This window comes from Polaribacter litoreus (genome assembly GCF_054584775.1).
On the sequence record NZ_JBTLRD010000018.1, the window covers coordinates 68,339 to 81,721 of the forward strand.

Sequence of the window (13,383 nt, forward strand, 5' to 3'; positions counted from 1 at the left end):
TAGTAAATCTTTTAGAAAATCAATGAAAACAGTAAAAATAATCATAGGAATCATTTCTGTTTTGAGTATCATTTTTTTTGCTACTGGTTTGGTAGTAAAAGAAACCACTTACACAGCAGAAGTTTCTATAGATAAACAAGTTGAAGAGGTTTTTACCGCTTTTAATAAAAAAGGAAATATAAAAAACTGGATTCCTGAGGTAAAATCTGTAGAAGTATTAAATGAAAACTTAGGAAAAACAGGTAATGTCTACAAAATGGTTGTAGAAAATCAAGGACAAGAAATTACAATGACAGAGAAAGTAATGGCTTATGTGCCAAATGAAAAGGTTACTTTGTTTTTTGATGCTGAAAATATGCTAAAAACAGATGATTATACTTTTACAGATAAAAACGGAACTACCTTGTTAAAATTAAAGGCAAGTTGTCAAAGCGATTCGTACATTATGGCCTGTTTGTTTCCGTATTTTAAAGGTACTTTTCAAACGCAAGATCAATCGTATTTAAATAATTTTAAAGAGTTTATAGAAAAACAATAAATTGTGATTACAGCAACCTACAAAAAATACATTCTTAATTTTAAAAATCCAAGTGGTACATCTCGTGGTATTTTAAGAACCAAAGAAACGTGGTTTATTATTTTAGAAAAAGAAGGCAAAATAGGCATTGGAGAAACAGGACTTTTTAGAGGATTAAGTAGTGATGATGTGGCTAATTATGAAGATAAGTTGGTTTGGGTTTGTGCTAATATTAACAAAGGATTAGATTTTTTATTAGCAGAAATGGCACAATTTCCATCAATTCAATTTGGTTTAGAACAAGCTTTTTTATCCTTAGAAAGTAATGATAAATTTGAGTTATTTCCCTCAAATTTTACCAAAGGAAAAGAATTTATAAATATTAATGGATTGATTTGGATGGGCGAAAAACAATTTATGAAAAACCAAATCAAAGAAAAACTAAAAGCTGGTTTTACGTGCATTAAAATGAAAATTGGTGCTATTGATTTTGATACTGAAATCGATTTATTAGCGTCTATCAGAAAAGAATTTACATCAAAAGAAATCGAGTTAAGAGTAGATGCCAATGGCGCTTTTAATGCAAAAAATGCTCTTGAAAAATTAAAACGATTATCTGAATTAGAGCTTCATTCTATAGAGCAGCCCATCAAACAAGGTCAACCAGCAGAAATGGCAAATTTGTGCAATAAAACACCTTTGCCAATTGCTTTAGACGAAGAGTTGATTGGCGTTTTTACATCCGAAGAAAAGAAAAAAATAATAGCGCAAATCAATCCACAATACATCATCTTAAAACCTAGTTTAGTAGGTGGTTTTGCTGGAAGTACAGAATGGATTAAATTTGCAGAACAACAAAATGTTGGTTGGTGGATTACGTCTGCTTTAGAGAGTAATATCGGTTTAAATGCTATTGCGCAATTTACCTATCAATTGCAAAATAAACTACCACAGGGTTTAGGTACTGGGAGTTTGTTTACCAATAATTTTGATAGTCCATTAGAGGTTAAAAAAGGAACTCTACAATACAACTCTTTACAAAATTGGAATTTTAACTTAGTATAGCATTATGCTAATTTTTAATTTATAATATCAATAAAACAAACAAATGAACTACATACAACAAGGTTATAAAGGAGATTTAGGAATGTGGAAATACTTGGTTTTCGCAGGTTTATTTTTCGGGTTTATGGCTCTAAATTTTATTGGATTATTAATTCTTGAAAATCTAGATCCAGATTTTAATGTAGAGCAATTGATGAGAGATCAAATAGCAGCAAAAGGAGCAAGCCAATTTTTAATTGAAAACTTAATTCCGTTTGCCATTGGTTTAATTGCATTATTACTTTGGGTAAAATTTTTGCACAAACAAACCTTAACTTCATTTACTACTTCAAGATCCAAAATAGACTGGAAACGTATATTTTTTGCCTTTTTTTTATGGGGAATTACAACCGCTGTTTTATTAATAATCGACTATAAATTATCGCCAGAAAGTTATCAGTGGAATTTTAATTTTGATAAATTTTTGATGCTTGCTGTAATCGGAATTCTTTTAATTCCGTTACAAACCAGTTTCGAAGAGTATTTTTTTAGAGGTTATTTAATGCAAGGTTTAGGAATTGCTACAAAAAATAGATGGTTTCCTTTAATCTTTACTTCGGTTATTTTTGGTTTGCTACATATTGCTAATCCTGAAGTTGATAAATTGGGCTATGGAATTTTAGTATATTACATAGGCACAGGTTTTTTCTTGGGGATTATTACGTTAATGGACGAAGGTTTAGAGTTGGCATTGGGTTTTCATGCGGCCAATAATTTAATTACAGCCTTATTGGTAACTGCAGATTGGACTGTTTTTCAAACAGATTCTGTTGTAATAGATCTTTCTGAACCTAAATTGGGCTTTGATGTTTTTGTACCTGTTTTTGTCTTTTTTCCGCTATTGATTTTACTTTTTGCAAAAAAATACAAATGGCGTAACTGGAAAGAGAAATTAGTTGGTAAAATAGAAAAACCAGTACATTTAGAAGAAAACTATAGAGTTTTAAATGATTTTGGTGCAGAATAATTTTCATAAAAATTTTAAAATCAATGGAGTTTCTTTTAATTCTGTTGATGAAATGCTAAGTTATACCAAAGGTTTTTACAGTGATATTCATCAATTTTTAGAAACTTGGTTTTCTGATGACAAAACAATTACAGTACAAACATCTGGTTCTACAGGTGCTCCAAAATCAATTCAATTAAAAAAAGAATTGATGCTAAACTCGGCAAAAGCCACAGGTACTTTTTTTAATTTACCTCAGAAAACTACAGCTTTATTGTGTTTGCCAATACAATATATTGCAGGTAAAATGATGTTGGTAAGAGCTATTACGTTAGGCTGGCATTTAGATATTGTTGCCCCTAACTCCAACCCGTTACAAAAAGTAGAAAAACAATATGATTTTTCTGCAATGGTACCTTTACAGTTAGAAAAATCACTACCAAAAATCAATAAAATAAAGAAACTAATTGTTGGTGGAGGGGTAGTTTCTAGTTCATTACAAGTAAAATTGCAAACTATTTCTACCGAAGTTTTTGCAACTTATGGAATGACAGAAACAATAACGCATATTGCTGTAAAAAAATTGAATAAACCACTGTCATTTTTAGCAAGAATGGCGAATCAACATGCTATTCAGAAAAAAACATTTTATGAAATTTTACCCAATGTAATCATTTATAAAGATCAAAGAAACTGTTTGGTTATAGATGCGCCAAAAGTATCGGAACACGTAATTTTTACTAATGATGTTGTAGAGTTAATTTCAGACACAAAATTCCGATGGTTAGGACGTTTTGATAATGTAATTAACTCTGGAGGTGTAAAATTACATCCTGAGAAAATAGAAGAAAATCTTTCTGAAATTATAAAAACTCGTTTTTTTGTAGCAGGAATTGAAGATGAAAAATTCGGTGAAAAATTGGTATTAATCTTAGAAGATGTCATTTCAAAAACAGTTGAGAAATCTATTTTAGATAAAATTAAAAATTTAACTTCCTTATCAAAATTTGAAAAACCAAAAGAAATTTATTTTACAAAATACTTTGTAGAAACCAAGTCAGGAAAAGTTCAAAGAACGCAAACCCTTCAAAAAATTTTTACTAAATAGAATTGTTTTCATAAGTTTCAATTTAAGGTTTGTTACTATATTTTAATAACGATTATATTATTTTAACCACTTTACCACAAAAAAAGATCGTCTAAAACAGCTTTTAGACGATCTATATTATTAGTTATTTTAAAAAATCTTATTCGCTATAAATATTGCTAGAATTTCTGTAGTTTGGCCTGCTTTTATACCAATCCTTATAATCAAAACCATCACTTAAAACCCAAGTTATAAAATTTAAGTGTGCAGTATCTACACTCGCATTTTCAATAGGATACTCAAACTTACTTGGAAAATTAATAGCCCAAGGTAAATTTTCGGCTGTTTTATAATATTTACCACTGTTGGGTTGTGTATCATCAGCAGATTCGCCAAAAATAGAAGTGTCTGCCAAATCGCTTGGTGTATAATTTGCTAAGTGTACTTCTTTACCTCTTTCTTTGTTAATGATAATGAACGGATTAAAAGGAGCTAAACCAAAAGTATTTTGATTTACAGGTGTAGCTAGTTTTATATTTACCTTTAAAGTATCTGCAACTCTAAATGCTTGATCTTGTCTGGTGTTAGCAAAACCATGTTGTTTTGCATTATCAAAAACAATTATTGTTGCGCTACTTTGACCAGCTTCTGTACCATTTGCAGCGTTTTCTATATATCCTTCTGTATATGTTGTGCCAGAAACGGACTCTACTAAAGTAGGTGAAACTCCGTCTATTGTAAATCCAAAACCGTTTTCATAATTTGCTCCAATAGCTCTTACTACAAATTTACCTTCTAAAGCAACTACGTTATTTTCTGCATTGGTAATTCTGTTAAAATTATAGTCTATAACCAAATCATTAAAGTCATAATCTCCTGTTGATGGCCATAAATCTTCATAAGCTAAAGACCCAAAATTAGTGCTGTTAGGGTAGTAGTTATTGAAGGCACGCTCAGGATCTTCTGGGTAATCATCAAAACTATCATTAATTCCATCATCATCTGTATCTACAGGATCAGGATTTGATATTTGTATGTTTTCTATTTCAACATTTTCTATTGGGTTTGCAGAAGCATAAAATACAGCATCATTAAAATCATTATCACCATAAGGACGAATTAAATCTTCAAAAGCAATTAAAATAACATCTCTTTCTTTATCTAAAAGTAGTATTGAGTGTTGGCGATGTTCTATATTTTCTTCTGGATTTAATTCTTGATTTGAATATAGTAAGCCTCTACCTTCTGTTACTTCTTGTGATGGTCCATGCCAGCCATCTCTTAACAATATCCAACCTACAACAGTGTTTTTTTCAAAAGTACCTAAGTATACTTTATCTCCAGATCTTAATCCACCTCCAGAATATTCAAACGATGCGTTTGGAAATATTACATTACATTCTGTAATATCTGCTGTGGTTTTTGGAGGGAAATCTCTATCATATGTATAGTAAGCAAGAGCGTTTCTGTAACCAGCGCCTTCAGATACAAAAGTTACCCAAACATCGGCCTTGTCTAAAATTACTAAGTTTTGTTCGTTTACACCTGTTAAATATTCTGGGTGATATTCAGGTACAGGTCTGTTTTCTGGCAAAGCTGCGTTAACATCATTTAAAAAATCACCACTAATATAGTCTGGTTCATCTTCTAAATAATTTGGTACACCATTACCATTGTATCCTCCAATATAATTGATTTTTATGTTTGCATTAAAGTTTTTTTGAAGCGTGTTTTCTACTTTATTGTACAATGCGTTACTTTTACCTTCTCTAGCTTTGCCATTAACATTACCCCCATATGTATAGTATACATTTCCGTTTTCTATAGGTACTTGTACTTCTGGTATAAAACCTATAAAATCTGTTTTTAAAACCACGTCTGTCATATCTGCTTCAAAATCATAATTAAAGCTTAATTCTCCTTGCTCATTAGTTACGCCATTTGTAATCTCTACACCGTTTTCATCTTCTAAATTTGTCCAAATACTTACTTTAACATTGGCAACAGGTTTGTTGGCATTATCTTTTGTAAAGATTGATATTTTTGTTTGGTTGGTATTACTCCAATCAAAATTTGCGTTAGCTTTTAAATTGTTGATTGTGGTGGTTTCAGGATTTGTGATTTCTTCTTGAGGAAATTTTTGCTCACAAGAGCTTAAAATAAGGAATATTAGTAATAATAAACTAGAGGGAAAAGTTTTCATAATTTTTGGGTTTTTTTACAGATTCAATTTATGGTTCATCTTTGTTATACAAATCTATAAAATATTAGTTTTTATTTTTTTAATTTGAGATAATTGTATAGTTCATCAAGATAAAAAGAAATAAAGTGTTGACGAATGGTATTCGTCTAATTACACAGAATCAAATTGTTTTAAAAAACGTTATAGCGCTTGCAATTCAAACTTTTCAAACTTAGAACATTCTATAAATATATTGATATATTAGATAAATTTTGATTTTTTTCTAAAAAAAAGTAGCTATAATAAATTTGCTATAATGCTATCTTTTGATAATCATAGTGTGTTTTAAATAGAATCAAAATTTTCCGTTAAAAAGAAAAACACTTTCCTAACAAATATGTAAGTTTAAAATTGTACAATATTAATTACCATCGGTTTTTAAATTGTACTCATGTTATTTTGTAAATAAAAAAAGAGCTAACAAAGTTAGCTCTTTTGGTATCCACAGTTTTAAATTAATACCCCTAAAAATTTATTTAAACTGTGGAATTATATACTTTTTATATTATCTGAATAAGATTTTAGATGTACCATAATCAGTTTCTGGAGATGCTACCTTTAATAGCATAATACCTGGTTTTACTTTTAGGTTGAAATCTAATTCGTTTTTACCAGCGCTTAACTGTACTTTTTGATTGTAAATTACTTTACCAGTTACGTCTGACAAGGTAACTGTAGCTTCTGTATCAGTTTCACTAAATAGTAATAAGTTTATGTTACCTTGAGATGGGTTAGGGTATGCCATAAATTCATTCTCAAAGGTTTCGATTTTGTTAACAATTTGATCTTCAACTGCAGTTTTGGTAAACTTTACATCAGAAATTTTTAAGTCTAACTCTTTTGTTTGTGCTTCTACAGGTAAAAATGTGAATGTTAACATCGTTAAATCATCAGCAGTTAATTTATTTTGAGTAGCACTAGAGCTAAAGATATCGAAAGGCACATAATAGGTTTGCTCTTCTTCAGAGAAATCTACCATTACTTTGTATTGAGCTTTCCAATCTTCGATAGAAGATTTGATTAAGCCTAATTCCATTAATCCAGAACCTTTAGCTTTGAATGACAAGTATTTGTATTCTGAGTAATCAGCAGAAATAGTTCCTGGTAATAATGCTTTGTAAAGCGTTAAATAATCGTACTCACTTACAGCCTTAATTTCAGGATTTCTATTGATGGTATATTCATCATCTTGATATTGTCTGTCAAAATCATTCCATACAAAGTAATTCTTGATTTCAGTATAACGCTTGTCATAATCTAATCCCCAGTTACCATCAGCGTGATAGAAAGCATCTTGTACTTCTCCATCTACTTTTACCAATGCATCATATTCATATCCATCAGCAATAGCTACACGTAACGCTTGTTGAATTTCTGTAGTCAATGCATTGTCTCTAAACTTGATATTGTTTGCAGTTTCAGAATACAATTCTACCATAGATACTTCAGCAGTATTCCCTTCTTGCGTACTTCTTAAAGCCACTACCAATTCGCCTTTATCTCTATAAATTTTAGAAGCATACGTTTCTGGGAATTTTTGTACTTCAGTTTGTTGTACAGGAATAAATGCGTTTAAGTTTTCTAAAATGTCAGCCACTAACTTCTGAGTATCTTCTGGTTTGGTAGACCATACTTGGAAGTTGTACATATCATTATATTTAATATAATTGTTAACATACCAGTTGGTTTGAATTGCGTACTGATTATCGTTATTGTTTTTAGCTATGGCAAATGAGATGGCATATTCTACAACACCATTTCTTTGTTTGATTCCTTGCATTAAGAAGTTATAGTTATCGACTTTTACTTTCTGTACATTAAGAATTTCTGCGCCACGTAACCTATCACAAGAAGCTTTAGTGTGGTTATACACTTTATCTGTTGTTTTAATACCTAGTACAACACCTTTAGTTTGCCCATCAATAGAAAAGTCTACAGATAAAACTTCATCAGCAATAGTGATATCTAAAATATCAGTGGGCGATGTAACATTTGCTACATTACCAGCTACCAATTCTTCAGGAAACATGTCTAATAAAGATTGTCCTTTACCTTGGTAAGGTTGTACCGATTTCATTTTAGATTTGTTGTATAAGTTTTTACTAGACTTTACAAAGTTAGTTGGAACCGAATTTTTCTTTCTACCTACATATAATTTTGTAAGTGCATCACCAAGAGATTCAGATTCGATACCACCATTGTTTCCACCACCTGTGCTAGCAGAACCAACGATATAACCAAAGTCTTGAATTAAGTTGATTTCGCTTTGGTTTAAATTAATTGTACTTCTATTTGCAGTACCTACACTATCCCAATCGTGCGTTTGCACTAAATCAGATGGTGTTTTACCAACAGGGATTCCTGAAGTAACTGTACTAATATCAACTTTTACAGTATATGAACCTTTAGGTAAACCTGTAAATAAATAGTTACCATTAGCATCTGTAGTTGTTACAATATCAGGATTGAAATTAGGTCTTTTTGATACTAAAGTAACAGTAGCACCTTGTAACCCAGATTCACCAGCATCTTGAATTCCATCACCATCAGCATCATACCATACTCTGTCTCCAATAACACCTAAACCAATATACCCAAAGTCTTGGTCTAGATTATTTTCTCCAGCAGCTAAATTTACATTAGAAGAGTTTGCAGAACCAGTACCATCATTATCAAAAGTTTGTGAAAGTTCAGCAGGAGTAACACCAGCAGGAAGTCCAGCAGTAACCGTAGATACATCAACAGAAACAGTATAATTACCAGCAGGCAAATTATCGAATACATAATTACCATTAGCATCAGTAGTGGTCGTTAAGTCGTCTGAGTTATCAGCAGGCGTTCCAGGATCTAAAGTAACAGTTGCCCCTTGAAGACCATTTTCAGCACCATTTTGAGATTCATTACCATCAGTATCATACCATACTCTGTCTCCAATAACACCTAAACCAATATACCCAAAGTCTTGTTCTAGGTTATTTTCTCCAGCAGCTAAATTTACATCAGAAGAGTTTGCAGAACCAGTACCATCATTATCAAAAGTTTGTGAAAGTTCAGCAGGAGTAACACCAGCAGGAAGCCCAGCAGTAACCGTAGATACATCAACAGAAACAGTATAATTACCAGCAGGTAAATTATCGAATACATAATTACCATTAGCATCAGTAGTAGTCGTTAAGTCGTCTGAATTATCAGCAGGCGTTCCAGGATCTAAAGTAACAGTTGCCCCTTGAAGACCATTTTCAGCACCATTTTGAGATTCATTACCATCAGTATCATACCACACAGTATCACCAATAGAACCAGGCTGTTGAACTATACCAAAATTTACTTCAGTTTCTACTACTGTACCAACAGAAACAGCTATTATTCCGTTTACATTTCCATCATTTCCTGCAGAAGTACCTTGATGTTCACCGATGTTCGTCCATGTTGGTGGTAAATTCGGAGTTGTAGAACCATTTGGATTTGTATGTAAAACTACAGTATAATTAGAATTTGGCTCTACATTATCTAAAAAAGCATAAGAACCATCATTATTAACAGGTATGGTGTCTATAATATCGTTAGAGTTATCAACTAAACTTACATATAGCTGAGTACCGCTTGGCGTTGAGATTCCTGATCCATCAACTGTATTGTCAGTTAATTTATCTATATCATTAAAAACATTTCCTTTTAATCCGGGTACTAAAGGATTTGTAGGGTTGTTTTCGAAAGTATCATCTGAGATACCGTAGAATTTAACATCTGCATCACCTAGATTGTCTATTCTAAACCCATAAATTGGTTGATTTGTATTAAATAAACTAACATCAATTACAGAAAAATATTGAGGTTGATCATCAAATCTACCTAACGATCCATAACCAATATTCCAGTCATACTTTTTATTTCCGTTTGGTGAAGTAGTACCATTTTGCTTTCCAAACCTCAATTCCCTTGCAGGAGCTGCTATAGGGTTTCCATTAATATCAAGTGGCACTAATTGAAAGTTGGTATTTCCATCTCTTTCACTTACTACCAAATAGTCGTCGTTAGTTAATGCTTTTGACCAATAAATATCAAAATCATCACCTGCTGGTGTATTTGAAGATCCGTCATAAAACATATAGCTTAATGCATTTCGGCTTGTAACCATATTTTGCATTGCATCTTCCCAATCGCTCACTCCGTTAGATATCAGTGTTTCAGTTCCTTCTGTGTAAACACCCACACCTGTTGTGGCATTGGTAAAATTGTTACTATGTAAGAATGCACCTTTGGCATTTAAAAAATCAAGTTTTTTTATTGTACCTCCGTCATTTATTTTTATGTAATTCATTAAAACAGGAAGCGCTGTTTTATTTGCATTGATGGTAGGATCTACACCTCCGCTAGTTTGTGTAATGGTGTTACCATTAAATTCAATTTGTACTTCTGTTATTGTTTTGTTGTTTGTACCTAAAACTACATCGTAAAGGGTTTGTGCTGATGAAATTGTAGGTAATAAAAGCAATAGGATAAGAACAGGAAAAAATCTCATATCTGAGATTTTAAAAAGATTGACTCTATGTGAGCTTAGAGTTTGGGAACTGTTATTCATGACTGAGTTGGTTTTAAGCCTTATTTCTGACTAGTTTTTAGGGTTATATAGTTGCGTGTAAAATTATTCATATTTGGAGATTATTCACAAAATAATCGTTAAGTGAACTGATATTAAAGACGAATAGTATTTTTTAAACATAATTTTTCAATTGCATGTATCATACAATAATTACACAGTTGGGAGAAATGCTTTTTGGGGAAAATAATTCTTATTTAAGTGATCATTTCAAAAAAATGATGTACAAAAATAAGGTATTTATATAGAAGTATAGGGGGTAATATAATTTACGCAAACATAAACAATTTTTGTTTTATGTAAAAACACAAGTTTTATTTTTTTTTAAAAAAAGAGAGCTGTAATAAAACAGCTCTCAAATATTCAATAGTTTTAAATTAATACCCCTAAAAATTTATTTAAACTATTGTTTTTATAAATGTCTTAATAATATATTAAATAGAGTTTTAACTGAAATAGGTTGTTATCTAAAAATTATTTTAGAAGTACCATAATCGGTTTCAGGAGATGCTACTTTTAAAAGCATTACTCCAGTTTTTACTTTAAAGTTAAAATCCAACTCGTTTTTACCAGCGTTTAGTTGTACATTTTGGTTGTAAATTACTTTACCAGTGATGTCCGATAAAGTTACAGTTGCTCTTGTATCTGTTTCACTAAATAAAAGAAGGTTAACAGCACCTTTAGAAGGATTTGGATAAGCCATAAATTCATTTTCAAACTTCTCAATTTTATGAACTATTTGATCTTCAACCGCTAATTTGGTAAATTTAACATCAGAGATTTTTAAATCTAGCTCTTTAGTTTGAGCTTCTACTGGTAAAAATGTAAAAGTTAGTGTTGTTAAATCATTAGCTTTTAACTTATTTAAAGTTGCACTAGAACTAAATATTTCGAAAGGTACATAGTAGGTTTGTTCTTCTTCAGATAAATCAACCATTACTCTATATTGCGCTTTCCAATCATCTATAGAAGATTTGATTAAGCCTAACTCTATTAAACCAGATCCTTTTGCAGTAAATACTAAGTAATTGTACTCTGAGTAATCTGCAGATAATGTACCAGGCAATAAAGATTTATATAGCGTTAAATAATCATACTCACTAGTAGCCTTTATTTCAGGATTTCTGTTGATGGTATATTCATCATCTTGATATTCTCTGTCGAAGTCGTTCCACACAAAATAATTTTTAATTTCTGTATATCTTTTATCGTAATCTATACCCCAGTTTCCATCAGCATGATAAAAAGCGTCTTCAACTTCGCCATCTACTTTAATTAAGGCATCATATTCGTATCCATCAGCAATATCAACAGAAAAACTTTGTTGAATTTCTGTAGCTATAGAGTTGTATCTATGCTTAATATTATTAGCGGTTTCAGAATATAATTCGACCATTGATACTTCAGCAGTATTACCAGCTTTAGTACTTCTTAATTTTACAATTAATTCACCTTTATCTCTATAAATTTTAGAGGCATAAGTTTCAGGAATTTTTTGAGTTTCTGCCTGAACTATTGGCATAAATGCTTTTAAATTGTTTAATACATCAGCAACTAATTTTTGCGTATCCGCAGGTTTTGTTGTCCAAACTTGAAAATTATACATGTCGTTAAACTTGGTGTAATTATTAACATACCAGTTACTTTGTATGGTATAATTTCCATCATTATTGTTTTTAGCAACAGCGAAAGAAACAGCGTATTCAACCTCACCACTTCGCTGTTTAATACCTTGCATTAAAAAGTTATAACCATTGATTTGAAGTGGCATAACATTTAAGATTTCAGCACCACGCAATCTATCACAAGATGCTTTGGTGTGGTTGTATACTTTGTCAGACGTTTTAATACCTAATACTACACCTTTGGTTTTTCCATCGATAGAAAAATCTACAGATAAAACTTCGTCTGCAATGGTGTAGTCTAAAATATCAGTTGGTGACGTAACATTTGCTACATTACCAGCTGCTAATTCAGCAGGAAACATATCTAATAAAGTTTGCCCTTTACCTTGATAAGGTTGTGCTAATTTCATTTTAGACTTGTTGTAAAAGTTTTCAGAAGACTTTACAAATTCAGTTGGAACAGAATTCTTTTTTCTACCAACGTAGATTTTAGAGATGGCATCCCCCAAAGATTCAGACTCAACACCACCAGAATTACCACCAGAAGTACTACCAGAACTAATTGCATAGGCGAAATCTTGCTCTAAGTTATTTTCTCCTCTTGATAAATTAATGGTACTTCTATTTTCGGTACCTATACTATCCCAATCATAAGTTTGTACCAAATCTGTAGTTGTTATACCAGCTGGAAGACCTGATGTAACTGTACTTACATCAACTTGTACTGTATAAGAACCTCTAGGTAAATCAGTGAATAAATAATTCCCATTTACATCAGTAATAACGGTTTTATTAGGTGCGTAATTTGGTCTGTTAGAAATTAAGGTAACAGTTGCGCCCCCTAAACCATTTTCATTTGGATCTTTAATTCCATCTCCATCTGTATCGAACCAAACTACATCTCCAATTGAGCCTAAGTCATTAGGTAGTACAGTAAACGTAACATCATCAGTTGTTGCAACACAATCACCATCAGCAGCAATCGTGTAACGAATTACGATAGTAGTATTAGTGTTGATGTCATCTGGCGTATAAGTTGATCCAGAGATTGAACCACCACCAGAAACGATTGACCAAGTACCACCAGCAGGAGATCCTGATAAAGTTTTAGTTTCATCTTCTGTGATAGAAGCCGTAGACGTTGTATTGTCAGCAACTACATCACATACAGGAGTTACCGTAAACGTAACATCATCAGTTGTTGCAGCACAATCACCATCAGCAGCAATTGTATAACGAATTATTACAGTAGCATCTGTATT

General features: G+C 31.6%; 7 protein-coding genes. 4 read left to right on the plus strand and 3 right to left on the minus strand.

Translation table 11 applies throughout. The features are described 5' to 3' along the window. Nucleotides 1-22: 22 nt before the first annotated feature. From ACW9UN_RS14570 to ACW9UN_RS14585, 4 genes are read left to right on the plus strand one after another with little or no spacing between them, the layout of a single operon-like run. Nucleotides 23-538, plus strand: coding sequence for an SRPBCC family protein (locus tag ACW9UN_RS14570; RefSeq protein WP_459487044.1), 516 nt, complete (start codon nucleotides 23-25; stop codon nucleotides 536-538). A 3-nt stretch (nucleotides 539-541) separates the two neighbouring features. Further along, nucleotides 542-1,582, plus strand: a complete 1,041-nt coding sequence (locus ACW9UN_RS14575; protein ID WP_459487046.1) for an o-succinylbenzoate synthase — start codon at nucleotides 542-544, stop codon at nucleotides 1,580-1,582. 43 nt (nucleotides 1,583-1,625) lie between these two features. Then, complete coding sequence (locus tag ACW9UN_RS14580; protein WP_459487048.1) at nucleotides 1,626-2,588, plus strand: CPBP family intramembrane glutamic endopeptidase; 963 nt, start codon at nucleotides 1,626-1,628, stop codon at nucleotides 2,586-2,588. After that, entirely contained in the window at nucleotides 2,569-3,675 is a 1,107-nt protein-coding gene (locus ACW9UN_RS14585; RefSeq protein WP_459487050.1) for an AMP-binding protein, read from the plus strand. Before ACW9UN_RS14580 ends, ACW9UN_RS14585 begins: the two co-directional genes overlap by 20 nt. Nucleotides 3,676-3,814: 139 nt before the next feature. Here ACW9UN_RS14585 and ACW9UN_RS14590 read toward each other — a convergent pair whose 3' ends face one another. From ACW9UN_RS14590 to ACW9UN_RS14600, 3 genes are all read right to left on the minus strand, one after another. Then, on the minus strand, nucleotides 3,815-5,857 hold the full coding sequence (locus tag ACW9UN_RS14590; protein WP_459487052.1) for an LruC domain-containing protein: 2,043 nt from the start codon (nucleotides 5,855-5,857) through the stop codon (nucleotides 3,815-3,817). A 544-nt stretch (nucleotides 5,858-6,401) separates the two neighbouring features. Then, entirely contained in the window at nucleotides 6,402-10,418 is a 4,017-nt protein-coding gene (locus ACW9UN_RS14595) for an SdrD B-like domain-containing protein (protein ID WP_459487054.1), read from the minus strand. A 541-nt stretch (nucleotides 10,419-10,959) separates the two neighbouring features. Next, on the minus strand, nucleotides 10,960-13,383 hold a 2,424-nt coding region (locus ACW9UN_RS14600; protein ID WP_459487056.1), incomplete at its 5' end, for an SdrD B-like domain-containing protein.

Coding starts and splice junctions, on each gene's coding strand:
- ACW9UN_RS14580 (WP_459487048.1), top strand. CDS start 1,626: ATGAACTACATACAACAAGGTTATAAAGGAGATTTAGGAATGTGGAAA.
- ACW9UN_RS14595 (WP_459487054.1), bottom strand. CDS start 10,418: ATGAGATTTTTTCCTGTTCTTATCCTATTGCTTTTATTACCTACAATT.
- ACW9UN_RS14590 (WP_459487052.1), bottom strand. CDS start 5,857: ATGAAAACTTTTCCCTCTAGTTTATTATTACTAATATTCCTTATTTTA.
- ACW9UN_RS14585 (WP_459487050.1), top strand. CDS start 2,569: ATGATTTTGGTGCAGAATAATTTTCATAAAAATTTTAAAATCAATGGA.
- ACW9UN_RS14570 (WP_459487044.1), top strand. CDS start 23: ATGAAAACAGTAAAAATAATCATAGGAATCATTTCTGTTTTGAGTATC.